This window comes from Sphingomonas sp. (assembly GCF_041661825.1).
Taxonomy (GTDB): Bacteria; Pseudomonadota; Alphaproteobacteria; order Sphingomonadales; family Sphingomonadaceae; genus Sphingomonas.
Genome location: NZ_JBAZTU010000001.1, coordinates 749,057 through 773,848, shown reverse-complemented (window position 1 = coordinate 773,848; position 24,792 = coordinate 749,057). Strand labels below are relative to the sequence as shown.

The window sequence follows — 24,792 nt, the reverse complement described above, 5'->3', positions numbered from 1 at the left end:
CTAGCCTGAAATCAAGGGGGCGCAATCCCCAAACGCGCAGGGCCGTAGCGGCGCGCCGAAAAGCATCAGCGCGCGAGCATCGGCCCCAACGGCGCGCCGGCGAAGATATGGACATGGAGGTGGGGCACTTCCTGCCCCGACTGGAGGCCGGTATTGGCGAGCAGGCGGTATCCGGACGCGACCAGCCCCGCATCGCGCGCGACGGTGCCGACCGCGCGGACGAAGCCCGCGATCTCCGCGTCCGAGGCGCGGGCGCTGAAATCGTCCCAGGAGACATAGGGGCCGCGCGGGATCACCAATATGTGCGTCGGCGCCTGCGGGTTGATGTCGTGGAAGGCGATGGCGAAATCGTCCTCATAGACGCGCTTCGACGGGATCTCGTCGCGCAGGATCTTCGCGAAGATGTTCTGGTCGTCATAGGGTTTGGTGGCGTCGATCGGCATAAATTACCCTCCGATGTCAGGAAGAACGGCTGGCCTTCTCATCAATCCCCGACACACCCTCCCGACGACGCAGCTCGGCACGCACGTCGTCGAGCGACACATCGGCATCGGCCAGCAGCACTAGCAGGTGGAAAATCAGGTCCGCCGCCTCGCCCGTGATCTCGGCGCGGTCGTCCCTGATCGCGGCGATCACCGTTTCGGTCGCTTCCTCGCCCAGCTTTTGTGCGATCTTGGCGCGGCCCTTGGTGAAGAGCTTGGCGACATAGGAGGTCTCGGGATCGCCGCCCTTGCGCGCGCGGATCACGCTTTCAAGCGTGTCGAGGAAATCATCGGCCATCAGCGCGGGCTGCCCCGGACGGGCGAGAAGGTCAATCCTTTAGGGTTTTGGCCTTCAGGGTTTCGGCCTTCTGGCGCTTCGCGAACCGCGCGCGCATCGCGCGGCGGACGAGCCAGACACCCAGCGCCGCCATCACGAACAGCGCGATGTCGGAGAGTTCGGGGCTGGTGCGCGGTTTGGCGACGCCGCTGTGTGCGGCCCAGGCGGGGGCGGCGAGGAGAAGGGCGGGGAGGAAACGCATGGCCTTTCCTATCCGAGGGCTCCTAACTTTCCGTTGCCCGACACCCTCTCCCGTTCGTTTCGAGCGAAGTCGAGAAACGAGCCTCAAGCGTTGCGCATGGTTTCTCGACTTCGCTCGAAACGAACGGATGGGGTGGTTCAGAGCGCGAGCGGCGTCCGCACCGGCACGCCTGCCGCGGCCAGCGCGGCGTGCGCATCGGCGATGCTCGCCTCGCCGAAATGGAAGATCGAAGCCGCCAGTACCGCGCTGGCATGACCATCGAGCACGCCCGCGACCAGATCCTGCAGGCCCCCGACACCGCCCGACGCCACCACCGGCACCGCGACCAGATCGGCAATGGTGCGGATCAGCGCCAGGTCGTAGCCGTCCCGCGTGCCGTCACGGTCCATCGAGGTGACGAGCAGCTCGCCCGCGCCGAGTGCGACCAGCTTCAGGGCGTGTTCGACCGCGTCGATGCCGGTCTCGCGCCGGCCGCCATGGGTGAAGACCTCCCAATGATCGCCGACGCGCCGTGCATCGATCGAGGCGACGCAGCACTGGCTGCCGAAGCGGTCGGCGATGTCGGACACCACTTCGGGCCGCGAGACGGCAGCGGAGTTGACCGCCACCTTGTCCGCGCCGGCGAGCAGCAGCGCACGCGCGTCCTCGGCGCTGCGCACCCCGCCGCCGACGGTGACCGGCATGAAGCAGACCTCCGCCGTGCGACGCACCACGTCGAGGATGGTGCCGCGCGCCTCGTGGCTGGCGGTGATATCGAGAAAGCAGAGCTCGTCGGCCCCGGCTGCGTCATAAGCGCGGGCCTGCTCGACCGGGTCGCCGGCATCGCGCAGATCGACGAAGTTCACACCCTTCATGACGCGGCCATTGGCGACGTCGAGACAGGGAATGACGCGCGCGCGGACGGTCATCTTACGCCGCCGCCGCCACGCTCAGCGCCGCCGCCAGATCGAGCCGCCCGTCATACAGCGCCCGACCGGTGATGACGCCTTCGACCCCGTCCACCGCATGCAGCGCGAGCACATGGATCTCGGCGATCCCTTTCACGCCGCCTGAGGCGATCACCGGAATCCGCACGGAACGCGCCAGATCGACGGTCGCCTCGACATTGCACCCCTTGAGCATCCCGTCGCGCCCGACATCGGTGAACAGCAGCGACGCCACCCCCGCATCCTCGAAGCGGCGGGCGAGGTCGATCACCTCGACGGTCGAGACATCCGCCCAGCCGCGCGTCGCGACCATGCCGTCCTTCGCGTCGACCGCCACCACGATACCGCCGGGGAAATCGCGCGCCGCCGCGCGCACCAGCTCCGGATTCTCCAGCGCGGCCGTACCGATCACCACGCGCGACACGCCAAGATCGAACCAGCGCTCGATCGCCGCGCGGTCGCGGATGCCGCCGCCGAGCTGCACATGGCCGGGGAAACGCTCGACGATCGATTTGACCGCCTCGCCATTGACCGAGGCGCCGGCAAAGGCGCCGTCGAGATCGACGACATGGAGATATTCAGCACCCTGGCCGGCAAAGATCATCGCCTGGGCGGCAGGATCGTCGCCATAGACGGTGGCACGGTCCATATCGCCCTCGGCAAGGCGCACGACCTGCCCCCCTTTGAGGTCGATCGCGGGGAAAACGATGAGGCTCATGGCCGCCACTCCAGGAAACGCGCGAGCAACTCCAGCCCATAACGCTGGCTCTTCTCGGGATGGAATTGCACGCCCAGCATATTGTCGCGGCCGATCGCCGCGGTGACGGGTCCGGCGTGATCGGTCGATGCGATCACGTCATCGCCCTCGAACGCATAGCTGTGCAGGAAATAGGCCTCGCCTGGCTCGATCAGCGGGTGCGCCTCGGAGGGAACGACGTCGTTCCACCCCATATGCGGCACCTTGGCGGTGGGATCGCCGGGGGTGAGCAGGCGCACGGTGCCGCGTATCCAGCCAAGGCCGGGGTGAGTGCCGTTCTCCTCGCCGGCATCGGCCATCAATTGCATGCCGACACAGACCCCGAGGAACGGCGCGCCCTCCTGCCGCACGCGGCGGTCGATCGCTTCGACCATGCCGGGCACCGCGCGCAGCGCCGAGGCACAGGCCCCGAACGCGCCCACGCCGGGGAGCACGATCCGGTCGGCCCGCGCCACCAGATCGGCGGAATCGGTGATGGCGACATTCCCGGCCCCGGCCGCTTTCAACGCATTGGCGACTGAATGGAGATTGCCCGCGCCGTAATCGATCAGCGCCAGCGTCTCAGTCACCCGCAACCCCCCCGAGCGTCCCCTTGGTCGAGGGAATCGCATCCGCCTTGCGCGGATCGATCTCCACCGCGGTGCGCAGCGCCCGGGCAAGGCCCTTGAACGCGCTCTCGACGATGTGGTGGTTGTTCTTGCCGTACAGCGTCTCGACATGGAGTGTCAGGCCGGCGCTGCCGGCGAAGCTGTGGAACCAGTGCTCGAACATCTCGGTGTCCATCTCGCCGAGGCGCTTCTGCGAGAATTCGCATTTCCACACGAGATAAGGCCGCCCCGAAATGTCGAGCGCGACGCGGGTCAGCGTCTCGTCCATCGGCGACAGCGCGTCACCATACCGGCGGATGCCTTTCTTGTCGGCGAGTGCCTTGGCGACCGCTTCGCCGATCGCAATGCCGACATCCTCGACCGTGTGGTGCTGGTCGATATGCAGATCGCCGACGGCCTTGACCTCGAGGTCGATCAGCGAATGGCGCGACAGCTGCTCCAGCATGTGATCGAAGAAACCGATGCCGGTCTCGATCGTGTAGCTGCCGGTGCCGTCGAGGTTGACGGTCACGTCGATCGACGTCTCCTTGGTGGAGCGCGAGATGGTGGCGGTGCGCATGCGCATCCCCATAGCGTGCGCCACCCATCATGCAATCTTGCTCAGGCAATCTTGACGGGGTTCCAAACGCCGCTAGTCCATGCGCCATGAGCGATGGCCTGCCCGATAGTCTGATTCCCTATGACGAGATCGTCCAGGAGGCGTTGCGCGCCGTGGTCGGCCGAGTGCTCGGTTCAGTCGCCGAGAATGGTGGACTTCCTGGTGACCATCATTTCTACATCACCTTCAAGACCCAGGCAGCGGGCGTCGACATCCCGCAGCGGCTGATCGAACGCTTTCCCGACGAGATGACCATCGTGATGCAGAACCGCTATTGGGATCTGCTGGTCACCGACACCGGCTTCTCGATCGGGCTGAGCTTCAACCAGGTGCCCTCGAAGCTGGTCATTCCCTATGCGGCGGTGACGGGCTTCCACGACCCGTCGGTCAATTTCGAGCTGCGCTTCCAGGCGCAGGAAGGCCCCGAGGGCCCCGATCCGCATGACGAGGCGGAGAATGACGGCCCGACCGTCACCCCCGTCGAGGACGGATCGAACGTCGTCTCGGTGGATTTCAAGCGGAAGAAATAACTACATCCCCCCTCCCCTTCAGGAGTGTGATCGCCAACCGGGTCGGGATTGCCCCCGGCAATCCCTCAATCATGCCGGGGGCATGATTGACCCGGTTGACGATCACACTGGGTTAGGGGTGGGGTAGCGACGGGCAGGGGTCGATCCCCTGCTCGGCGCTGTGGAGCTTGGTGAGACGAGTCTTTTTGGGCGCGCAGACGCGCGCACCCACCCCCTAACCCCTCCCTTGAAAGGGAGGGGCGATAATAGGGCATGACGGAAGGTGGACATGACTGATACCCGCACCGAAACCGATTCGATCGGCGCCATCGAAGTTCCAGCCGACGCCTATTGGGGCGCGCAGACTCAGCGCTCGATCGAGAATTTCCCGTTCGGCGATACCGAACGCATGCCGATCGGCATCGTCCACGCCCTTGCGCTGGTGAAGCAGGCCGCGGCGCGAGTGAACCGCGCGCATGGGCTCGACCCGAAGATCGCGGACGCGATCGAGGCGGCCGCGGCCGAGGTCGCGTCAGGGAAGCTCGACGATCAGTTCCCGCTGGTCATCTGGCAGACTGGCTCGGGCACCCAGAGCAACATGAACGTCAACGAAGTCATCGCCGGGCGCGCCAACGAGGTGCTGACGGGCAAGCGGGGCGGCAAGGTGCCGGTCCACCCGAACGATCACGTCAATATGAGCCAGTCGTCCAACGACAGCTTCCCGACCGCGCTTCATATCGCCGCGGCGATGGCGGCGACCGAGCGCCTGTTCCCCGCGCTCGACCGGCTGCACGATGCGCTGGAGGCGAAGGCGAATGCCTGGACCGATATCGTCAAGATCGGCCGCACGCATCTGCAGGATGCGACACCGGTCACGCTAGGCCAGGAATTCGGCGGCTATGCCAACCAGCTTTATCGCTGTCGCGCGCGCGTCACGCCCGGCGTTGTCCACGGCATGTGCCAGCTCGCGCAGGGCGGCACGGCAGTGGGCACGGGGTTGAATGCGCCCAAGGATTTCGGCGAGGCGATCGCGGCACAGCTGTCCGAGCTGACCGGACTCCCCTTCTTCACCGCCGAGAACAAGTTCGAGGCGCTCGCCTCGAACGATCCGATCGTCCATCTGTCGGGCACGCTCAACACGCTGGCGGTCGCGCTGACCAAGATTGCCAACGATATCCGCCTGCTCGGCTCCGGCCCGCGCTCGGGCATCGGTGAGCTCGATCTGCCGGCGAACGAGCCGGGCAGCTCGATCATGCCGGGCAAGGTCAATCCCACCCAGTGCGAGATGCTGACCATGGTGTCGGCCCAGGTGATGGGCAACAATGCCGCGATCACCATCGGCGGACTGCAGGGGCATCTCGAGCTCAACGTGTTCAAGCCGCTGATCGGCGCGAACCTGCTGCGCTCGATCCACCTGCTGAGCGTCGGCATGGAAGGCTTTGCCGAACGCTGCGTCGACGGGCTCGAGCCGAATCGCGGGCGCATCGCCGAGCTGGTCGACCGGTCGTTGATGCTGGTCACCGCGCTCGCGCCCGAGATCGGCTACGACAATGCCGCGAAGATCGCCAAGCACGCCCATGCCGAAGGGCTGACCTTAAAGGAGGCGGGGCTGGAGCTTGGGCTGGTGGATGCCGCGACGTTCGACCGGCTGGTACGCCCCGAGGCGATGGTGTGAAAATTCCTCCCCGTGCCGGGGAGGAACTAAGGGCGGAACCACCCGCCCGCTCGCGCGCTCTCACCTCGCAACGGAGGGACATCCCATGAAAGCCAGCACCATCATCGGCGGCCTGATCGGCAGCGCGATCGACAAGCGTAGCGGCGACGACAGCACCGTTGACGGCGCCCTGATCGGCGCGGGCGTGGTGACCGCGGCGCGCGTGATCGTGCCGATCGCGGTGACCTTCGCGGTGGGCTGGCTGGTGCTCCGCGGCCTGGGCAAACTCACCGATTCGGTGCTGGGTCCGCCCCCTTCCGGAAGCTGATCTGCCGTAAGACGGGTTGACGGAGACAGGGCGCCCGCGCCACTAGCGCGCATGGACGCCTCCGATCCCGATCCGCACGGTTTCAAACGCCGCGGTGTACTCTTCGTTCTTTCCTCGCCGTCAGGCGCCGGCAAATCGACGATCGCGCGCAAGCTGCGCGAGGATCAGCCCGAGCTGGTCGTCTCGGTTTCCTACACCACCCGGCCGATGCGGCCGGGCGAGGTGGACGGCGTCGATTATCATTTCGTCGACCTCGAAACCTTCCGCGCGATGGTCGCGAACCATGAATTCCTCGAATGGGCGCACGTCTTCGGCCATCGCTACGGCACGCCCAAGGCGCAGGTCTGGAACGTGCTCGAGCAGGGCCGCGACATCCTGTTCGACATCGACTGGCAGGGGGCGCAGCAGCTTCACCAGCTCGCCGGGGGCGATATCGTCCGCGTCTTCATCCTGCCGCCCTCGATGACCGAGCTGCGCATCCGCCTGGAACGCCGCGCGACCGATTCCCCGGAAGTGATCGATGCGCGCATGGACCGTGCCGCGAACGAGGTCAGCCATTGGGACGGCTACGACTATGTCCTGGTCAACGACAATGTCGAGCAGTGCTTCGACTGCGTGAAGACCATCCTCGCGGCCGAGCGGCTGAAGCGCTCGCGCCAGACCGGGATCATCGGGTTCATCCGCAAGCTGATCCGGACGTCGCCGACGGGGGAATAGGCCTCCCTAAAAGCCCCTCCCCTGAAGGGGAGGGGCTTAAGAGGGTTAGGAACCGCACCCCCGCATCGAAATCCCGCCGCCGCGATTCCAGCGCGCCGAGCGAGAGTTCGTCCCGGCCCCATTGCTCGGCCTGCCAGTCCTCGTCGAGCTCGACCGCGCGCCAGATCTGCTCCGCCGTCGCCGCGCCCTCGTCCAGCGCCAGCGCCGCGACCAGCGAGCCGCCGATGGTGACGATGGGGGAAAGCCCCGCCAACTCCCACGCGTTGCGCGCCGCGACCGCTTCGGTCAGCCGCGCGATCGTCGCGGGCGGCTGGTGGCGGTGCATCACGCCCGAGGCGATCTCGAAATGCACATCGTAGCGAGTCCGCGCCCAGTCGAGGATCGGGTCCCATAAAGCCGCCTGGCGCGCGACCAGATCGTCGGGGCTTTCGGCGCGATAGCAGAGCAGGTCGCTCTCCCCGAACGCGGCGAGTGCGGCGGAAAAGGCGGCAGGATCGATTCGTTCGATCGCGGCATTGGCAAGTCCGGTCAGCGGCATCGCGCGCGGATCGATCAAGGCACCCTCGGCAACGGCGCGCCATTCGTCGGCGACCGCTTCGGCCAGGGCAGGGGTGGGGAGGATCAGCGGCTGCTTGCCGGGCGTCCGCACCGGCTTGCCGTCGAGCGTGATGCCGCGATCCTCGCCGATCGCGACGTTTTTCCAGAATCGCTTCACATCAGGCCTCGGGCGGGGTCCGCCAGCGCCGGGCGAGCGAGCGCGGCACGGTGGCGATCATCACCAGCGCCGACAGCACGATCGCGACGCCGAGGATCTTGGGACCCAGCGTTTGGGCGCGCCCGAGCAGCACGACGCCGAAGATCGCGCCGGCCGATCCGGCGACCCGGGTGAGCGTCATCGCCAGCCAGCGGTTGCGGGCGGTCGTATCGGGGTCGCTCATACCGTCTCCATATGCTCGGGCAGGCTCGCCACCGTCGTGACGACGACATGCGCTCCTGCTGCGATCAGTTCCTCGGGCGGGTGATAGCCCCAGGCGACGCCCAGCGCCCGCGTACCCGCCGCGCGCGCCATCAGCATGTCATAACTGGTGTCGCCGATCATCACCGTCGTTTCGGGCGAGGCGTCGGCTTCGGCCATGGCCAGCTCGATCATCGAAGGGTGCGGCTTGGACGGATGGCGATCGGCGGTCTGCAAGGTGACGAACCGGTCGGCGATGCCGTGATGCGCCAGGATATGGGAAAGGCCACGATCCGACTTGCCGGTCGCAACGCCGAACAGCCAGCCGGCCTTGGCCAGCGCGTCGAGCGCCTCGATCATGCCCTCGAACAGCGGCTCCTCGTTCATCGCGCCCGATTCGCGCAAGGAGAAGAAGCTGGCCTTATAATCATCGGCGAGCACCCGGTGCCGCGCTTCGTCGAGATCGGGGCTGAGCGCCGCGACCGCGTCGACCAGGCTCAGGCCGATGATGCGGCGGATCGCATGGCGCTCCGGCGCGACGAGCCCCCCGATCCGGAACGCCTCCTCCATCGACTGGCAGATATTGGCCTGGCTATCGACGAGCGTGCCATCGCAGTCGAACAGGGCAAGGCGGTTGGTCATGAGTTCCTCATAAGATCGGCGAGCGCGGTGTTACCGGAGCGCGCGAGGCCATCGATCGTGCCGGCCCCGTCGGCGTCGCTCTTGTTCTGCCCGAGCTTGTTGGTGCCGCGCACGGCCTCGATCGTCACTTCGAAACCGATGATCGCGCGCAGCATTGCGTGGAAACGGGCATCGTCCATCTTGGCGCGGGTCCAGGGGTTTTCGGGGATCACCCGCGGCTCGTGGATCGCGGCGAGCGTATCGAGTTGCTCGATCAGGCCCTGCTCGTCGAGGGCGCGGGCAACGCCTTCGATCTCGACCGCGACATAATTCCAGGTCGGCACTTGCTGGACCGGATCGGCATACCAGTTGGGCGTGATATATCCGTCCGGCCCGGCGATGCTCAGGACCACACGGGCACCGTCGAGCAGCGGCATCAGCCGGTTGGCACGGGCGATATGGAAACGGGCGGCCTTGTCACCCGCAGGAACGATCGGCGCATGAGCAACCATCGGGCCTTCAGGGGTCGCGGCGACGATATGGGCGAAGCCCCGAGCGAATGCCCAGTCGAGCATCGCGGCATCGCTGTCGAAGCGGAAGGCCTTGTTGGGGTGCATGGCACTGGCCGTAGCGTCGTCGGCGGGGGAATCAATCGCGCGGCTATTTCTTCCCCTCTCCCAGCGGGAGAGGGAGGGGCCCGCTGCGAAGCAGTGGGAGGGTGAGGGCGGCATAGTGCCGACCGATCGCCCTCACCCTTCCGCCGCTTTCAGCGCCTCCCTCCCTCTCCCGCTGGGAGAGGGAATTTGGTTGGCGCTCCCGGGAAGAAAGCAGGCGCCGCACGTTTACCTGACCGACGCGATTGGCATGCTGGACGGGGTCGAGAAGACGATCTCCTCGGTCATCCTCGCGACCAATTGCAGCGCTGAACCCGTCGCGCGCTGGCCTCATTTGCCGGCAAAATGTCACAGGCACTGCGGGAGTTGACATTTTGCCCAGATAAATATCGAGTAAATTCAGATATTTAGCTAAATACGATCGAGAAAATGTCAGCGACCCTCATGACATTTTCAAGGTGTAGGCTCGATTCAACCACGCCCGCTCATCTGCCAAACCATCAGCATGGCATCGTCAGCCCGCCCTGTGTCACGCGCTCCCACGGCTCCGCCGTTCGCCGCGCCGCGCCTTGCGCACCGTCTTGGCGTGCGCCTTGGCCTGCTGCTTCTTCACGGCCTTGCTCGGCGGGGGCGGCGTATCCAGCGGCATGTTGTTGCCGAGCATCTCGTCGAAGCCGAGCTGCTTCAGGCTTTCCGAAAAATGCTGGGGCAATTCTGCCTGGACGTCGATCTTGCCGCCATCGGGATGGTCGACGCTGATGCGCCGCGAATGCAGGTGCATCTTGCGGCTGATCCCACCAGTCAGGAACGCCGCCTGGCCGCCATATTTGCCGTCGCCGACGATCGGGTGGCCGATCGCCGCCATATGCACGCGCAGTTGGTGCGTGCGGCCGGTATGCGGGATCAGCTCGACCCACGCAGTGGTGTTGCCCGCGCTTTCGATCACGCGGTAGCGCGATCGGGCGAGCTGGCCTTCCTTCTCGTCGACATGCATCTTCTCGCCGCCGCTGCCGGGCTGCTTGGCGATCGGCAGGTCGATCGTGCCGTCCTCGATCGAGGGCACACCGACGATCAGCGCCCAATAGGTCTTTTTGGCGCTGCGCGAGGAGAAGGCCTTGGCGAAGAACGCCGCGGCGCGGGTGGTCCGCGCGATCAACAGCGCGCCGCTCGTATCCTTGTCGAGGCGATGGACCAGTTTCGGGCGGCTCTCGCCCTCGAACTGCAGGCCATCGAGCAGGCCGTCGACATGCTCGTGAGTCTTGGTGCCGCCCTGGGTGGCGAGACCCGCGGGCTTGTTGATGACGATCGCCTGCTTGTCGCGGTGGATCACCGTCTCGCGGATGAAGTCGGTCTGCTCTTCGCTCAGTGGCGGGCGCTCGCGCTTCTGGGGGGCGTCGACCCGGACCGGCTCGGCCGGAGGCACGCGGATCGACTGGCCCGCGACGATGCGGTCGCCCGGTGTGGCGCGCCCGCCGTCGATGCGGAGCTGCCCGGTCCGCGCCCATTTGGCGACCGTGGTGAAGCTGGTGTCGGGCAGATGCCGCTTGAACCAGCGATCGAGACGGATGCCGTCATCATCGGCGCCGACATTGAACTGGCGGACGTTCGACTCGTCCTTGGTGTTGGGCTTGTCGCTCATGCCGCCACCCGCACCAGCGAGAGGCCGGCGAACAGGGCCAGGACGGAGCCGATCACGGAGATCGTGACATACAATGCCGCCACGCCGAGATCGCCGCGCTGGATCATCGTCACCACATCGAGCGAGAAGGCCGAGAAAGTGGTGTACCCGCCGAGCACGCCAACGCCGAGCAGCAGGCGCCAATTCTCACCGGGCACCGACATCCGGGCGAGGCTGCCGACGAGCAGGCCCATGGCGAACCCGCCGATCAGGTTCACGGCAAGCGTGCCGAAAGGAAAGGCCGGGCCGAACGCGGCAAGCGTCGCACGGCCGGTCAGATGCCGAGCGCCGGCGCCCACGGCGCCGCCGAGCATGACGAGGAGAAGTTGGAACATGCCGCCCCGTTAGCGCGGATTGGACGAAATGAGAACCTTGGGGGATTTTTCGCGGTCAGACCTTCTTTCCCTCTCCCCCTGTGGGAGAGGGAGGGAGGAGCGAAGCGACGGAAGGGTGAGGGGGGAGTGAGGCTCGAAACCTCAGTGTCCCCCTCACCCTTCCCATTGCTTCGCAATGGGCCCAGCGTCGGGTCGGTCATGCCCCCGGCATGACCTGAACAGCGCGGGGCGCTGTTCACCCGACGCTCCTCTCCCACAAGGGGAGAGGGAGTTAGGTCAGTTCCCGTTGTTCGCCACCAGATCGACGTCCGTCCCGCCATCGTTGCGGCTGGTCAGGAAAATGGCGAAGGCGCCGTCGTCGCGGTCGCGGGTGCCGCCAAGGACGTGTTCGGCACCCTCGGCCTGATGCTCGGCCGAATAGCCGGCATTGGTGGCGCGGGTGTAATACCAGTCGAGCACCGTCTGCAGCGGCGCCGAGCTGGCGAAGCTGACCGCTCGCAGCGCGCAGCTGCCTGCTTCGCTGCCCGCGGCTTCCGACACGCGGGCGTCGGGGTAGAGCGGCAGGTCGGCGGGCAGGCGCTGCGCCCAGCGCGCCGAATAGCGCATGTTACCGGCACAGCCGCTGGTGCGCTTGTCCGTCTGGCGCGACGCAAGCGCGCCGAGGGTCAGCGATTCGCGCGCCGCGCCGCATTGCGGACAATCGGCACTGGGCGCGGGGGCTTTCTTCAAGGTCTCGCTTCTCGCGGCGCCGGTCGAGGCGACCGCGCCTGAGGGCGGCACGGCGATGCCGTCGGGCGGCACGGCGCCGGAATAGGGCTGGGCAGGCGGGCGGACCGCGTCGTTATTGGCCTGCTGCGCGAGGGACGGATCGACCATGATCTGGTCCTGCAACGCGCTCATCAATGCCGGGTCGCGGGTCGTGCTCGCGCTGTTGCTGTCGACCAGCTCATTGTCGAGCGAATCGAGATTGCGGTCGCCATCGCCCCGCGCCCCGCACGCGGCAAGCGCCGCGGACAGCACGACAAGGGTCAGGCCCCGGAATCGACTGCGCACCATTTCGACCAAAAGCTCCCGCTCCAACCATTTCGAACATGGCGCATTTCCGGTTAAGGAAGCGTTGGCAATACCGGATCGGTCCGCGCGCGCGATTCACCATGATACTTGCGCTCGGGCCCGGGGCCCGTCATGTTCGCCTCATGCTCAACATTCTCTCGCTCTTCGTCGGCCTGCTGGTGCTGCTGCTCACGCTGGTCGGTTTCATTCCCTTCCTGGGTTGGCTCAACTGGCTGACGATCCCGATGGGCATCGTCGGGCTCGCGCTCGGCGCGCTGTCGTCGAGCAACATGGGGCGCAACCTCAACCTGATACTGATCATCGTCTGCGCAATCCGCCTGTTCCTGGGCGGCGGCATCATCTGATTCAACGCTCCTCGCGCTGATATATAAAGGGCCCGGCGAGTGATCGCCGGGCCCTTCGTCGTTTCGGGCCGTCGATTGAAAATCAGGCGTTGAGGCGATGAGTCAGGGTGATCTCGGCGTTCAGGACCTTCGAGACGGGGCAATTAGCCTTGGCGTCAGCCGCGATTTCGGCGAACTGGTCGGCGTCGATCCCGTCGATCGTCGCGGTCAGGTCCAGGTCGGACCGGGTAATAGTGAAACCGGCGTCCTGCTTTTCCAGGGTCACCTTCGCGCTCGTCTCGAGCGTGCCGCCCGAGAAACCGGCGCGGGCGAGGGCGAAGCTCAGCGCCATGGTGAAGCAGCTCGCATGGGCAGCGGCGATCAGTTCCTCGGGGTTGGTGCCCGGGCCTTCCTCGAACCGGCTGCTGAAACCATAGGGCGTGTCGGCAAGCGCGCCCGACTGAGTCGAGACATGGCCGACGCCGTCCTTGCCGAAACCTTGGTATCGGGCCGATCCGCTGCGAGTCGTCATGGTGAGTCTCCTGCAATTGGAAGGCCCGGATACACGAAGGGCGCGACTTGCGCCGCGCCCTTCGCCGTTATTTCTCGAAAGAAATCGTTTAGCGGCAGCGACGCCGATTGTTGCTGTTGCTGCGGTCGATCTCACGGCCGGCAAGGCCGCCCAGGATCGCGCCGCCCAGCGTACCGACGGTGCGATCGCCGTGCGTGTCGATCGTGCGGCCGACCAGGGCGCCGCCCACGGCACCCACGAGCAGACCGGTCGTGCCGTCCGACTTGCGGCAATAGGTACGGCCGTCGCGGCCACGCCACTCGCGATACTTGTAATGCTTGCGAGCCTCGGCGCTGGTGGTCGGAACCGCCATGGTCGCGGGGATCACGAGCGAGGCGGCGATGGCCGCCATAATCATCTTGCGCATTGTTCTACTCCCTTGCCTTGAATCAATATCGGGGTCGTAACGCTTCCGCTTTGGCGTAAGTTGCATGAACCTGAAACAACCTGCCGTTCATCGGGGTGCAGGGCTGCAGGAGCGGCGGATTCTTCTCCACGATATCCACGTTATCCACAGGCGGCTGATGTCGTTTGACCCTTTGCACGACTCGGATTCAATGACAGCATCATGACTGTAAGCAGCGGATGAGGAAGCGAGAAATCGCAGAGACATCAGCCACTTATACCAGGATCGTGGAAAGGTGCCGCAAGGAAACCGTTCATGAAGCTGGGGGAGTGTCGGACCGAGCAGGAAAGCCCGCCGTTGCGCAAGCAAAGGCTTGGTGGACCGGCAAGGAAAGATGGTCCAAGCGTCCTTTCCGATCCCCGCGATGGGGAAGGGCGTGGCCGTGAAGACTGGATGCGCGCTGCCTGGCAACGGGTGGAAGGTGGTTCGGAGATAGTGGCCAAAGCGCGATTGTCGGGTTTCGGCCTGATGATCGAGCTGGCCGCCGGAGGTCGCGGCGTTGAGGCCCGAAAGGGTATCGCGCCCGACCCCGGTGACCAAAATGCGAAGCCTGATGCCGTTCGCGGCATGGGTGGAGCATGCCGCCGAAACCAGAGGGCGCGGGTATTTCTTCGGAGATGCCAAGCGGATCGAAGTCCGGCGACAGGGGGTCGGCAGCGATGCCGGCCCCCATTTTGCGTTCGCGCGCTTCCCGGCAGTGCGGATGCGCGAGCCCTGCGCGGGCCCAACTTGCTTCTCCCAAGAACGATGCCGCCCGCGCAGGCTCGCTAGCGCGCGAGCAGTTCCTTCGCCCGGGCGCAATCCTTCTCCATCTGCGCGGTCAGGGCGTCGAGGCTGTCGAACTTCGCCTCAGGGCGCAGGAAGTCGACCAGTGCGATCTCGATCGTCTGGTTGTACAGGTCGCCGGAGAAATCGAAGAAATAGGGTTCGAGCAGCTCGCGCGGCGGATCGAAGCTGGGGCGGACGCCGAGATTGGCCGCCCCATCCAGCACTCGCCCGTCGGGCAGCCGCCCGCGCACCGCATAGATGCCGTAAGCGGGGCGCAGATAATTGCCCATATCGATATTGGCGGTCGGATAGCCGATCTCGCGGCCGCGCTTGTCGCCATGCTGGACCACGCCTTCGATCGCGAAGGGCCGGGTGAGCAGCCGCGCCGCGCCGCGCGGATCGCCGGCGACGAGCAGATCGCGGATCCGGCTCGAGGAGACTTCCTCGCCGTCGAGCTCGACTGGCGCGACGGTATCGACCGTAAAGCCGTTCTTCGCGCCCAGATCGGCCAGCACGTCGACATTGCCGCCGCGCGCCTTGCCGAAGGTGAAATCCTCTCCCGTCACCACCCCGCCAACGCCGATCTTGTCGAGCAGGCGATCGGCGACGAACTCCATCGCGGTCAGGCCGGCGAGCGCCGCGTCGAAGTGGAAGATGATCATCGCGTCAGCGCCGGCGGCGCCGAACAGCTCCTCGCGCTGGTCGAGCGTGGTCAAGCGAAAGGGCGCGGCGTCGGGCTTGAAATGGCGCACCGGATGCGGATCGAAGGTGGCGACCAGCACCGGACGGCCTTCCGCACGGCCACGCTCGACCGCGCGGCCGACCACTGCCTGATGCCCCATGTGGAACCCGTCGAAATTCCCCAGCGCGACGATCCCGCCCCGAAGTTCGGGGGGCACCACCGAGCCGCCGTCAAGCCGCTCCATGGGATTGGGCATAGGGGGCAAGCGGGCAGGACACAATCCTCCGCCGACCCTGGAGGACTATTGGGGCGCGATCCCGGCGCGCAGCACCCGAAGCACGTTGCCGCCCATCACCTTGGCGATATCGGCATCAGAGAATCCCCGGTCGATCAGCGCCTGAGTCACCGCCACGACCTGGCTCGCGTCGAAGCCAGTGGTCACTGCGCCATCGAAGTCGGAACCCAGCCCGACATGGTCGATCCCGACCACATCCCGCACGTGCGCAACCGCCGCTGCGACCGCCTCGGGCTTGGTCGAGCAGATCGCTGCGTCCCAATAGCCGATGCCGATCACCCCGCCGGTCTTCGCAATGCCGCGAATCTCGTCGTCGGTCAGGTTGCGGTTGACCTTGCAGGTCGCCTGCACGCCGGTGTGGCTGGCGACGATCGGGCGCTTCGCCATGGCGATCACCTGAGCGGTCGCTGCGTGGCTCGAATGGGCGACATCGACGATCATGCCGAGCTTCTCCATCCGCCGGACGACCTGCAAGCCGAGCGGCGACAGGCCACCCTTGGCGACCCCGTGCATCGACCCCGCCACGTCATTGTCGAAGAAATGCGCGAGCCCAGCCATGCGGAAGCCGGCAGCATGGAGCCGGTCGAGATTGCCCAGCTTGCCCTCGAGGTCCTGCAGCCCCTCGATCGAGAGCATGCCGCCCACGACCTTGTTGCCCGAAGCGCGATCCGCCAGCAGCCGATCGAGCTGGGCGGGGGTGCGGATCACACGGAACTGGCCGTTCGAAGCCGCGGCATAGCGATCGAGCTTGGTCGCGTGCCATAGCGAGCGTTCTAGCAGCGAGTTCCAGGTCCGCACTGGTTGAAGGTCGGCGATGACCAGTTGCGTGATATTGTCGGTATCGCCGGTGTTCGCGTCGTAATTCTGGCCCTTGGGCGTCTTGGTCACCGAAGAGAAGACCTGCAGCGCGTAGTTACCCTGGATCAGCCGGGGCAGATCGACCTGGCTGCGATCGACGCTGTCGAGCAGGCTGCGCTTCCAGAGCAATGTGTCGGCATGCATATCGGCGACTTGCAGAGTCGCGTGGAGCGCGCGGGCATGCGGCGTGATCTTCAGCTCGACCGGCTCGACCTTGTTCATCGAGCGCTCGACCATGGCGGGGGCGAGGGCAAAAAAGGCGGTAACAGCGACGAAAATCAGGGCAAGGATGCCCCAGAGCCATTTGCGCATGTCACCCCTCCGTCGTGCCGGCATCCATGGTGCCGGTCTGTCCGATGCTTCCGGGTATGCGGGACGATGGACCCCGGAACAAGTCCGGGGTGACGGGTCACGGTCGTTCCAACGTCACAAAGCTGTAGGCCGGCCGCTCGCCGTCGGCGGGATGATGCTCGCGCCCGGTCTCGCGCCAACCGGCGAAAGCGGGGACGACTGCATCGCCCTCCGGCGCGGCATGGACTTCGGTCAACTCGACGCGGCCGGCATGGGGAAGGAACAGGGCAAAGACCTCCGCGCCCCCGATCACCGCAATCTCGGGGGCGTCGGCCAGGGCGATCGCCGCGTCGATCGAATGAGCCACTTCAGCTCCCGGCGCGGACCAGCCGGCATCGCGAGTCAGCACGATGTGCCGCCGACCGGGCAGGGGGGCGGGGAAACTCTCGAAGGTCTTGCGGCCCATGATCATCGGCTTGCCCATGGTCTGGGCCTTGAACCGCTTGAGGTCGGCGGGCAGGCGCCAGGGCAGCCCCCCGTCACGCCCGATCACACCGTTGTCGGCGCGGGCGAGGTGGAGGGTGATGCGGGGTGAGATCGACATGGATCGCTTATGCGATGGGGAGGGCTGCGGTGCCACCGCCTTGTGCCGATCATGACAGGATCGCTCTCGGCGCGCAGCCGCAGGCGAGCTTCGCCCCTGGCTTTGCCGACCTCTGCGTAGAAGCCTGAGCATTTGTCTGCGCCGCGGTCTGAGTCACCAGCAATTGCAGCAGCGCCGCCGCCAGTGCCGCCGTGATGATCGTGAAATGAATCTCCCGCACGCTTTTTCTCCCTTTGTCCCTGTCCGACTACATATGTAATCGTCTGACTGAACGGGCGCTGAATCGGGGCGGGAAATGGAGCCGGCCGCGGCGGTATCGGTCGTTGCGCGGGGCAGGCCGCCTGTTAGGCTCGCGGTTCAGCATCGGGGGGTGGAAATGGACGAGCTACGCAAGACGCCAGGCGTCTATGTCGAGGAACTGCCGGCCTTTCCGCCCTCGATCGTCGGCGTGGCGACAGCCGTTCCAGCCTTTATCGGGTATAGCGAGAAAGCGATCGAACCGGATAGCGGACGATCGCTGGCCAACCTTCCCACACAAATTGCGTCGCTGACGGACTATCAGACATTGTTCGGCGCTGGCTGGACCGGCGATGCGACGAAGGTCGCGCCGATCCTCTGGGAAAGCCTTGCCATGTTCTTCGGCAATGGCGGTGGTAGCTGCTATGTCGTGTCGGTCGGCAGCTTCGCGGATTTCACCGCCGATCTGGGCGAGGCCGGGCTCGCACCGCAGCGCCTCCATGCCGGCCTCGACGCGCTCGCGCGGCTAAGCGGGCCGACCCTGCTGGTCGCGCCGGATGCGCTGGCGATGGCCGAGGCGGACTATTATCCCTTTGCCTGTGCGATGGTGAACCAGGGCGCTACCCTGCAGGACCGATTCGCGATCCTCGACGTGCCCGGCGGCCGTGATCCGGCCAACGACACGCCTGCGTTGATCGAGGCAGCCACCGCCAGCTTCCGCGCCGGCATAAACCTGGCGGGCGACGCTCGCAGCTATGGCGCGAGCTATTTCCCCTATCTCGATGCGGTGATCGGCGGCAATCGGCGGATCATGCCGGCGTCGCCGGCGATGGCCGGGCTGTATGCGGACACCGACACGTCGCGTGGTGTGTGGAACCCGCCGGCGAACCTCTCGGTCGCGATGGTCGAGGGGGTGACGATCCCGATCAACGACGACGAGCAAGGCGACATGAACATGCCGCTGGACGGCCTGGCGGTGAACGCGATTCGCCTGTTCGCCGGCCGTGGCGTGGTGGTCTGGGGCGCCCGCACGCTCGACGGCAACAGCAACGACTATCGCTATATCCAGGTACGGCGGACGCTCATCTATATCGAGCAGTCGATCAAGGCGGCGCTCCAGTCCTTCGTCTTCGCGGCCAACACGCCGCAGACCTGGGCGAGCGTGGACGCGATGATCTCCAATTTCCTGACCGGGCTGTGGCAGCAGGGCGGGTTGATGGGGGACAAGGCGTCGGACGCATTCCAGGTATCGATCGGGCTGGGATCGACCATGACCGGCCAGGATATGCTGGACGATGTGATGCGCCTCTCGGTCAAGTTGCAGATGATCCACCCGGCCGAGTTCATCGTGCTCGACTTCTCGCAGCAGATGGCGGGTTCCGACTAGACCGCGACGGGCGCCTTGATGTGCGCCTGCGCCTCGTAGCCGACGAGGCGGAAATCCTCATACTCATATTGGTCGATCCCGCCAGGCTTGCGCAGGATCTCGAGCCGCGGCAGCGGGCCGGGGTCGCGCGCCAATTGCTCGCGGGCCTGGTCGAGATGGTTCGAATAGAGATGGCAATCGCCGCCGGTCCAGATGAAGTCGCCCGGCTCGAGCCCGCATTGCTGCGCCAGCATATGGGTGAGCAGCGCGTAGCTCGCGATGTTGAACGGCACGCCGAGGAAGATATCGGCAGAGCGCTGATAGAGCTGCAATGACAGCCTGCCGTTCGCGACATGAGTCTGGAACAGGCAGTGGCACGGTGCGAGCGCCATGGCGTGGAGGTCGCCCGGGTTCCAGGCGCTGACGATCTGGCGGCGCGAGGCGGGGCTGGTCTTGATCTGCTCGATCAGCTCGGCGATCTGGTCGATATGGCGGCCGTCAGCCGTCTCCCAGTCGCGCCATTGCTTGCCATAGACCGGGCCGAGCTCGCCGTCCTCGTCCGCCCATTCGTTCCAGATGCTCACCTTGCGGTCGCGCAGCCACTGGACGTTGGTGTCGCCACGCAGGAACCAGAGCAGTTCGACGATGATCGAGCGGAGATGGAGCTTCTTGGTGGTGAGGACGGGGAAGCCCTTCGCCAGGTCGAAGCGCATCTGGTGGCCGAACACGGAGAGCGTGCCCGTGCCCGTGCGGTCCATCTGTTCCGCGCCGGTGTCGAGCACGCGCTGCATGAGATCGAGATAGGGCTGCATCGCGTGGAGATAGCGCGCGTGCCCCGGCGCGCCAAGCGGCTTGAGCGCCGCATGGACAGTCGGTTCAGCGTCGCCGGCGCGGACGAAGCGGGCGGATCGAGGAAATCTTGTCGTCCAGTCCCAACCGCGTGAGGCGGGCGATCGAGCGATCGATGACTTCGCAGCGGCCGCGATAATCGTCGTCGACGCAAACCTGCCACCGGCCGCTGTCGACCTGGATCGAGGAGATGCGGTCTTCCATACCGGTGCGGCCAAGGCGATCGATCGGTCCGCTGATCTCCATGCTCCTGCCGCGGAAATCGTCATCCGCGAAGACGGTGATATGGGGCCCGTAATCCCGGTCGCGATACCGGTCCTGCGCGGTCGCCGCGGGAGCCGCCGCCATCACCATCACCGTCAGTGCGAAGAGATTCAGCTTTTTCATGTCACCCTCCTCCGAGCCGGGACTCGCGCCCGCCTGGTGGTCAGAAGAACACGCGGCGCACCGCTTTACAACGCAATAGGAGGGGGCGGGCGCTGTCTCGCAGACCGCGTCCGCCCCGTGCCTCGGCTTATTCGGCCGCTACCCCTTCCTCATCGTCCTGCGGGACGACATGGTCGTTGGCCGCCATCGGCGTGCCCAGCATCGCCATGCCCTTTTCGGACAGCATCATGCCGATCAGCGCCTGGATCGATCCGCCGCTTTCACCGCGGTCCCCGCCGGTGTTGATCTGCACCCGTGGGACGATGTCGACGCCCGATTTCTCCAGCGCCTCGGCCAGCCGCTCGATCACCTGACGCGTCAGCTGATAGTGCGCGCCGCCCGATGCCGCCGCCTGCTTCTCGATCGTCTCGGCCGTGGCGAGACCGGTCTTGGTGATGCGGTCCGCCTCGGCGCCCGCCAGCGCCACGACCTTCGCCGCTTCGCCTTCGCCGATGATCCGGATGCGATCCGACTCTGCCCTGGCCAGCGTGCGGGTTTGTTCGGCGTCCTGGGTCGCACGCTTCACCGCTGCCTTGCCCTGATTCTCCTGCACGGTGATCGAGAGCTCCGACTCCGTGATCGCGGTCTGCTGGTGCGCCCGGGCCTGCGCCTCGCGCAGTTCCTTCTCGCCCTGCGCTGCGACTCGCTGCTTCTGATAGGTCGCGACCTGTTCCTCGGCGACCTGCCGCTCGCGCAGTTGCTGGAGCACTTTCTCGATCTGGTCGTTGCCGGCGGCAGCGCGCGGCGTGCCGATCAGCACCTCCTGCAGCTCCAGATTATAGCCACTGAACTTGGCGCGCATCTGATCGCCGGCCTGCTCCTGAATGTCGGAGCGTTCCTGCAACAGCTCGATCAGCGTGCGCTTCTGCGCGACGTTCTTGAAATAGGCCGAGACCATCGGATCGAGCGTCTGCTCGACCAGTTTCCGGATGTCGCCGAAGCGCTGGATCACCAGCGGCGCCTTGCGGTAGTCGATATGCACCACGACGGAGAGCGGCAGGGTCGGTTCGAACGCGTCGCGGGTGATCAGCGACACTTCGGACAGATTCTCGTCGAGCTTGTGCTGCCCGGTCGTGTCCGCATCCCATTTCAGGATGAAGTTGGTGGTCGGCACGATCACGATCTTGCCGGCATAGGTGTTGAAGGCATATTTGCCCGGCAGCAGCGGGTCGCTCCAGACGCCGCGCGTGCCGCGATCGACCAGCTCGCCGTGCCGGTAATCGTCGCCCGAGGTGTCCGCACCGCTGTCGCCGGTATAGCTGATCACCACGCCGACATGGCCGACCTCGATCACCGTCTTGGCAACCATCTCGACCGTCGCGAACAGGCGGTTGATGAAATAGCTGCCCTCGACCAGCACCTGGAGCTGGCGCCCGCGGCGCCCGCCCGCGGCGATGAACTTCTCGGGGTCCTGGAAGCTGTTGTGGAAGGTGGCTGAGTCTGCCTGATCGGTGCCGACTTCGGGCGCGATGATCTGGTCGGCGGTGAGCGCCGGGCCATCATGCACCGTCACCACGCCGATCTGGTCCGACGCATCCTTGATCACGACCGCGCCGAAGCCGGTGCGTTCCTCGATGACATGCTGCATCTCGGCGAATAGGGCATAGTCCGCCGCCTCGAGCATCAGGCCATAGATATGCTCGCGTGTGATGATGACGAACTGGGCGAGGTTGATGGCATAGGTGCCCTCGCGCAGGATCGTGCGCTGCGGGCCCTTCTGCCCGCCCTCGCTCAGGAAGGTGCGCACATCGAGGAAATCGGCGGTGCGCAGGTTGCTCGCCAAAGTCTGGGTCGGGCCGAGCGGTGCGCCATCTCGCGCGAAGATGTAACCGACCTGGCCCTGCGGGATAGTAACCAGCGGCTGCGCGTGAATCCGGTACTGAAACGGGATGAAGAAGTGATAGCCGCCACGCAATACCTCGGGCTGATACCCTGCCTCTCGGTTGAGGGCGATTAACCCGCCGGGTACGGAACCGCGACGACTCCATAGTTTTTCTACGATGGCGACGCGGTTATTCCCGACATATCGCACGCAACGAGAGATGGTGAAAAGTAAAACGACGACGAGCACCACGACGGCCGATGCGCCGAGCATGTACATATTTGTCATTTTGTGGAGGTGTCCTTGGGACCTTTAGACGAGCGCAAGAGTCGCGCCCTGAGTCTATTTACGCCTGTTCAAGGCTGGTCTCCAGCGAAATCGGAAGTCCCGTAGCGAGATTCGACATAGCGCGCGACGGTGAGAGCATCGCCTTCGTCAAGGCGGCTGCGCTCCGCGTGCAGCGCGGCGACGGCATTGTCGATCCGATCGAGCGCGGCGGCTGCCGTCGCCAGGATCGCAGTGCGGCGTTCGGCCGGCGCGCTGGCGAGGGCAGCCGCTGAGGTTCGCACGATCTCGGCAAGGTCCGACGACAGCGCCTGGCAGCGCGGATCGGCATGGTCGCATGGTGCCGCCGAAAGCCTGTCGAGCGCAGACGGCGCCCGGTCGCCATACAGGCGCCGTCCCTCGGTGATGGCACGGGACAGCCGTTGGGCGGATCGTTGCGCCGCGACTCGCGGGTCGCGCGCTTCGCGCCGGCGCCGCTGCTGACGGAGCATCGGGTCGAGCAGGGCGGCACCGAGCGAGAAGAGCGTTCCGGACGCAGCATAGAGTGCAAGGAACCAGCCGCTGAACGGCAGCGCGAGGCGCAAGACATCCTCGACGGTTGCAGCGGCCGGCGCCGCGAACAGGCAGGCGAGCGGTACCGTGAGGATATAGGCAGGCACCGCGAAGTGGAGAAAGGCACCCGCCACGATACGCCATGGCAGGATCGCGTGCTCATCGCCTTCGGGCCCTGGGTCGCCGCTGGCCATGATTGCTTCGTGCGCTCAGCCTAGTGCGGAAGGTGGCAGGGCTTGATCGCCTTCGGCTCCGGCCTCGGCCCCACCGCGCGGAAGGTCGCGAGATAGCCGCCGGCGGAGGGCATGTCGTACATGCCGACCTGGCTGTAGCCGACCGCCGCCATCTCGCAGCGGAGCAGGCCGGGCGGCGTGCCGTGATTCTGCGTCGGCCGGTTGGCGTCGACCACCACGACGAGGCCGTCGGGCTTCAGCGAGGGGCGCATGCGCCAGAGGAACTCATAGGGCTGCTCGATCTCATGGTACATGTGCACCATCAGCACCCGGTCGAAGCTTGCATCGGGCAGCCGCGGATTGGCGGGCAGGCCGAGGCGCACGCTGACATTGTCGAGCCGCTCGCGCGCGACGCGCTCGGCGAGCGCATCGCGGACGCCAGCGACGATATCCTCGGCGAGTACGCGACCCTCCTTGCCCACGCGCGCGGCGGCGCGGATCGTGTAATAGCCTTCGCCCGCGCCGATATCGGCGACGGTCATGCCGGCCTTGAGCCCGGCCTTGTTCATCACTTCGGATGCTTCGTTCAGCCGGTCGCGCGCTTCCTCGGTCGACCAGCGCGACGAGATGATGTGCGCGACGGGGCGGTCGGCGGCGGGGAAGGGGCCGGCCTTGTCCTGGTCGTCAGGGACGCGCGGCTGGCCTGGCTCGCAGCCCGCGAGCAGCAACGCCGCTATCGCCAGGGCCGCGGCCAACCTCAATCGACGTCCTCCACCTCGACCGTCTCGCCGGTCACCCGCTGCGACAGGGCGGCCGCCATGAAGGAGTCGAGATCGCCGTCGAGCACGTCGGACGGGCTGGTCGAGGTCACGCCGGTGCGCAGATCCTTCACCAGCTGATAGGGCTGGAGCACATAGGAACGGATCTGGTGGCCCCAGCCGATATCGGTCTTGGTCGCGTTCTCCGCATTGGCCGCGGCTTCGCGGATCTGCAACTCGCGCTCGTAGAGCTTGGCACGGAGCTGGTTGTACGCCTCTGCCTTGTTCTTGTGCTGGCTGCGCTGGTTCTGGCACTGAACCACGATGCCGGTGGGCAGATGCGTGATGCGCACGGCCGAGTCGGTCGTGTTGATGTGCTGTCCGCCCGCGCCCGAGGCGCGATAGGTGTCGATGCGCAGCTCGCTCTCGTTGATCTCGACCTCGATATTCTCGTCGATGACCGGATAGACCCAGATGCTGGCGAAGCTGGTGTGGCGCCGCGCCGCGCTGTCGTACGGGCTTATGCGGACGAGGCGGTGCACGCCGCTTTCGGTCTTGGCATAGCCATAGGCATTCTCGCCCTTGAGCAGCAAGGTCGCCGACTTGATGCCAGCCTGCTCGCCCGAATGCTGGTCGACCAGCTCGACCTTCATGCCGCGGCGTTCGGCCCAGCGGGTGTACATGCGCTGCAGCATGCCCGCCCAGTCCTGGCTCTCGGTGCCGCCGGCGCCGGAATTGACCTCGATATAGGTGTCGTTGCCGTCGGCCTCGCCGGCGAGCAGCGCCTGGATCTTGTCATGCTCCGCTCGGGTCGCAAGCTCGGCGAGGCTCCTGGTGCCGTCGGCCGCCATTTCCTCGTCGCCCTCGGCCTCGGCCATCTCGATCAGCTCGGCGGTGTCGTCGAGCTCGCTCTGGATCGCGCGCGTGGCGTTGATCGCCTCTTCCAGGCGGCGACGCTCGCGCATCACCTCCTGGGCGAGCTTGGGGTCGTTCCAGAGCGCCTGGTCTTCGACGCGCGCGTTCAGTTCGTCGAGCCGGCGGAGCGCACGGTCCCAATCGAGGAAGCGGCGAAGCAGCGCGAGCGCGTCATTGATGGTGTCGACATGAGCCTGCGCTTCGGCGCGCATGGTG

At 66.1% G+C, this 24,792-nt stretch carries 32 protein-coding genes; 6 read left to right on the top strand and 26 right to left on the bottom strand.

The features are described from left to right. Positions 1 to 65: 65 nt before the first annotated feature. From WC729_RS03410 to hisB, 7 genes are all read right to left on the bottom strand, one after another. Positions 66 to 443 carry a histidine triad nucleotide-binding protein gene (locus WC729_RS03410; protein WP_372849539.1) on the bottom strand — a complete coding sequence of 126 codons (378 nt, stop codon included), beginning with the start codon at positions 441 to 443 and terminating at the stop codon, positions 66 to 68. Between the two features lie 16 nt (positions 444 to 459). Continuing rightward, complete coding sequence (locus WC729_RS03405; protein WP_372849537.1) at positions 460 to 780, bottom strand: phosphoribosyl-ATP diphosphatase; 321 nt, start codon at positions 778 to 780, stop codon at positions 460 to 462. A gap of 31 nt (positions 781 to 811) precedes the next feature. Then, positions 812 to 1,021 (bottom strand): hypothetical protein, encoded by a 210-nt coding sequence (locus WC729_RS03400; protein ID WP_372849535.1) that lies wholly within the window; start codon positions 1,019 to 1,021, stop codon positions 812 to 814. Between the two features lie 137 nt (positions 1,022 to 1,158). Further along, positions 1,159 to 1,929, bottom strand: coding sequence for an imidazole glycerol phosphate synthase subunit HisF (gene hisF / locus WC729_RS03395; protein ID WP_372849533.1), 771 nt, complete (start codon positions 1,927 to 1,929; stop codon positions 1,159 to 1,161). 1 nt (position 1,930) lies between these two features. Beyond that, on the bottom strand, positions 1,931 to 2,665 hold the full coding sequence (hisA, locus tag WC729_RS03390; RefSeq protein ID WP_372849531.1) for a 1-(5-phosphoribosyl)-5-[(5-phosphoribosylamino)methylideneamino]imidazole-4-carboxamide isomerase: 735 nt from the start codon (positions 2,663 to 2,665) through the stop codon (positions 1,931 to 1,933). Next, positions 2,662 to 3,273 carry an imidazole glycerol phosphate synthase subunit HisH gene (gene hisH, locus WC729_RS03385; protein WP_372849529.1) on the bottom strand — a complete coding sequence of 204 codons (612 nt, stop codon included), beginning with the start codon at positions 3,271 to 3,273 and terminating at the stop codon, positions 2,662 to 2,664. The genes hisA and hisH overlap by 4 nt, the downstream gene beginning before the upstream one ends. After that, positions 3,266 to 3,871 carry an imidazoleglycerol-phosphate dehydratase HisB gene (gene hisB / locus WC729_RS03380; protein ID WP_372849527.1) on the bottom strand — a complete coding sequence of 202 codons (606 nt, stop codon included), beginning with the start codon at positions 3,869 to 3,871 and terminating at the stop codon, positions 3,266 to 3,268. Before hisB ends, hisH begins: the two co-directional genes overlap by 8 nt. An 86-nt stretch (positions 3,872 to 3,957) precedes the next feature. Between hisB and WC729_RS03375 the strand changes: the two genes are divergently transcribed. The 4 genes from WC729_RS03375 (at position 3,958) to gmk (ending at position 7,118) form a co-directional block, all read left to right on the top strand. Then, on the top strand, positions 3,958 to 4,440 hold the full coding sequence (locus WC729_RS03375) for an SspB family protein (protein ID WP_372849525.1): 483 nt from the start codon (positions 3,958 to 3,960) through the stop codon (positions 4,438 to 4,440). A gap of 268 nt (positions 4,441 to 4,708) precedes the next feature. After that, positions 4,709 to 6,094, top strand: a complete 1,386-nt coding sequence (gene fumC, locus WC729_RS03370; RefSeq protein ID WP_372849523.1) for a class II fumarate hydratase — start codon at positions 4,709 to 4,711, stop codon at positions 6,092 to 6,094. Positions 6,095 to 6,179: 85 nt separating this feature from the next. Then, complete coding sequence (locus tag WC729_RS03365) at positions 6,180 to 6,401, top strand: hypothetical protein (protein ID WP_372849521.1); 222 nt, start codon at positions 6,180 to 6,182, stop codon at positions 6,399 to 6,401. Between the two features lie 51 nt (positions 6,402 to 6,452). After that, positions 6,453 to 7,118 (top strand): guanylate kinase, encoded by a 666-nt coding sequence (gene gmk, locus WC729_RS03360; RefSeq protein WP_372849519.1) that lies wholly within the window; start codon positions 6,453 to 6,455, stop codon positions 7,116 to 7,118. Here gmk and WC729_RS03355 read toward each other — a convergent pair. From WC729_RS03355 to WC729_RS03325, 7 genes are all read right to left on the bottom strand, one after another. Next, positions 7,078 to 7,833 (bottom strand): ATP12 family chaperone protein, encoded by a 756-nt coding sequence (locus tag WC729_RS03355; RefSeq protein WP_372849517.1) that lies wholly within the window; start codon positions 7,831 to 7,833, stop codon positions 7,078 to 7,080. The genes gmk and WC729_RS03355 overlap by 41 nt on opposite strands. Before the next feature lies 1 nt (position 7,834). Then, positions 7,835 to 8,056: a hypothetical protein gene (locus tag WC729_RS03350; protein ID WP_372849515.1), complete on the bottom strand. Its 222-nt coding sequence runs from the start codon at positions 8,054 to 8,056 to the stop codon at positions 7,835 to 7,837. Next, a complete protein-coding gene (locus WC729_RS03345) occupies positions 8,053 to 8,715 on the bottom strand; it encodes an HAD-IA family hydrolase (protein ID WP_372849513.1) in 663 nt (220 codons plus the stop codon). The genes WC729_RS03350 and WC729_RS03345 overlap by 4 nt, the downstream gene beginning before the upstream one ends. Further along, a complete protein-coding gene (locus WC729_RS03340) occupies positions 8,712 to 9,311 on the bottom strand; it encodes an FMN-binding negative transcriptional regulator (protein ID WP_372849511.1) in 600 nt (199 codons plus the stop codon). Before WC729_RS03340 ends, WC729_RS03345 begins: the two co-directional genes overlap by 4 nt. 526 nt (positions 9,312 to 9,837) lie before the next feature. Next, the gene (locus WC729_RS03335; protein ID WP_372849509.1) at positions 9,838 to 10,947 is read right to left on the bottom strand and encodes an RluA family pseudouridine synthase; all 1,110 of its coding nucleotides are present in this window, start codon (positions 10,945 to 10,947) and stop codon (positions 9,838 to 9,840) included. Beyond that, positions 10,944 to 11,321, bottom strand: coding sequence for a fluoride efflux transporter CrcB (gene crcB / locus WC729_RS03330; RefSeq protein WP_372849507.1), 378 nt, complete (start codon positions 11,319 to 11,321; stop codon positions 10,944 to 10,946). Before crcB ends, WC729_RS03335 begins: the two co-directional genes overlap by 4 nt. Before the next feature lie 276 nt (positions 11,322 to 11,597). Beyond that, positions 11,598 to 12,377, bottom strand: coding sequence for a hypothetical protein (locus tag WC729_RS03325; RefSeq protein WP_372849505.1), 780 nt, complete (start codon positions 12,375 to 12,377; stop codon positions 11,598 to 11,600). A gap of 140 nt (positions 12,378 to 12,517) precedes the next feature. Between WC729_RS03325 and WC729_RS03320 the strand changes: the two genes are divergently transcribed. Further along, positions 12,518 to 12,739, top strand: a complete 222-nt coding sequence (locus WC729_RS03320; protein WP_372849503.1) for a hypothetical protein — start codon at positions 12,518 to 12,520, stop codon at positions 12,737 to 12,739. Between the two features lie 82 nt (positions 12,740 to 12,821). Here the strand turns inward: WC729_RS03320 and WC729_RS03315 are convergent, their stop codons facing one another. From WC729_RS03315 to WC729_RS03290, 6 genes are all read right to left on the bottom strand, one after another. Next, positions 12,822 to 13,250: an OsmC family protein gene (locus WC729_RS03315; protein WP_372849501.1), complete on the bottom strand. Its 429-nt coding sequence runs from the start codon at positions 13,248 to 13,250 to the stop codon at positions 12,822 to 12,824. Positions 13,251 to 13,338: 88 nt separating this feature from the next. Continuing rightward, positions 13,339 to 13,656 carry a glycine zipper 2TM domain-containing protein gene (locus tag WC729_RS03310; RefSeq protein ID WP_372849499.1) on the bottom strand — a complete coding sequence of 106 codons (318 nt, stop codon included), beginning with the start codon at positions 13,654 to 13,656 and terminating at the stop codon, positions 13,339 to 13,341. An 806-nt stretch (positions 13,657 to 14,462) separates the two neighbouring features. Further along, positions 14,463 to 15,389: a bifunctional riboflavin kinase/FAD synthetase gene (locus WC729_RS03305; RefSeq protein WP_372849497.1), complete on the bottom strand. Its 927-nt coding sequence runs from the start codon at positions 15,387 to 15,389 to the stop codon at positions 14,463 to 14,465. 57 nt (positions 15,390 to 15,446) lie between these two features. Further along, positions 15,447 to 16,610, bottom strand: coding sequence for a dipeptidase (locus tag WC729_RS03300; RefSeq protein ID WP_372849495.1), 1,164 nt, complete (start codon positions 16,608 to 16,610; stop codon positions 15,447 to 15,449). A 97-nt stretch (positions 16,611 to 16,707) separates the two neighbouring features. Next, positions 16,708 to 17,193, bottom strand: coding sequence for a dihydrofolate reductase (locus WC729_RS03295; RefSeq protein WP_372849493.1), 486 nt, complete (start codon positions 17,191 to 17,193; stop codon positions 16,708 to 16,710). A 49-nt stretch (positions 17,194 to 17,242) separates the two neighbouring features. Then, positions 17,243 to 17,413 carry a hypothetical protein gene (locus WC729_RS03290; RefSeq protein ID WP_372849491.1) on the bottom strand — a complete coding sequence of 57 codons (171 nt, stop codon included), beginning with the start codon at positions 17,411 to 17,413 and terminating at the stop codon, positions 17,243 to 17,245. Positions 17,414 to 17,569: 156 nt separating this feature from the next. Between WC729_RS03290 and WC729_RS03285 the strand changes: the two genes are divergently transcribed. After that, entirely contained in the window at positions 17,570 to 18,817 is a 1,248-nt protein-coding gene (locus tag WC729_RS03285) for a phage tail sheath family protein (RefSeq protein WP_372849489.1), read from the top strand. Here WC729_RS03285 and WC729_RS03280 read toward each other — a convergent pair. The 6 genes from WC729_RS03280 to prfB all read right to left on the bottom strand — a co-directional run bounded on the left by WC729_RS03280 (position 18,814) and on the right by prfB (position 24,788). Further along, the gene (locus WC729_RS03280; RefSeq protein ID WP_372849487.1) at positions 18,814 to 19,608 is read right to left on the bottom strand and encodes a thymidylate synthase; all 795 of its coding nucleotides are present in this window, start codon (positions 19,606 to 19,608) and stop codon (positions 18,814 to 18,816) included. The two genes, WC729_RS03285 and WC729_RS03280, sit on opposite strands and share 4 nt — an antisense overlap. 64 nt (positions 19,609 to 19,672) lie before the next feature. Beyond that, complete coding sequence (locus WC729_RS03275) at positions 19,673 to 20,032, bottom strand: beta/gamma crystallin-related protein (RefSeq protein ID WP_372849484.1); 360 nt, start codon at positions 20,030 to 20,032, stop codon at positions 19,673 to 19,675. A gap of 127 nt (positions 20,033 to 20,159) precedes the next feature. After that, a complete protein-coding gene (locus WC729_RS03270) occupies positions 20,160 to 21,986 on the bottom strand; it encodes an SPFH domain-containing protein (protein ID WP_372849481.1) in 1,827 nt (608 codons plus the stop codon). A 263-nt stretch (positions 21,987 to 22,249) separates the two neighbouring features. Next, on the bottom strand, positions 22,250 to 22,924 hold the full coding sequence (locus WC729_RS03265) for a hypothetical protein (RefSeq protein WP_372849479.1): 675 nt from the start codon (positions 22,922 to 22,924) through the stop codon (positions 22,250 to 22,252). A gap of 20 nt (positions 22,925 to 22,944) precedes the next feature. Then, positions 22,945 to 23,664: a class I SAM-dependent methyltransferase gene (locus WC729_RS03260; RefSeq protein ID WP_372849477.1), complete on the bottom strand. Its 720-nt coding sequence runs from the start codon at positions 23,662 to 23,664 to the stop codon at positions 22,945 to 22,947. Continuing rightward, positions 23,661 to 24,788: a peptide chain release factor 2 gene (prfB, locus tag WC729_RS03255; protein ID WP_372849475.1), complete on the bottom strand. Its 1,128-nt coding sequence runs from the start codon at positions 24,786 to 24,788 to the stop codon at positions 23,661 to 23,663. The genes WC729_RS03260 and prfB overlap by 4 nt, the downstream gene beginning before the upstream one ends. Positions 24,789 to 24,792 lie beyond the last annotated feature (4 nt).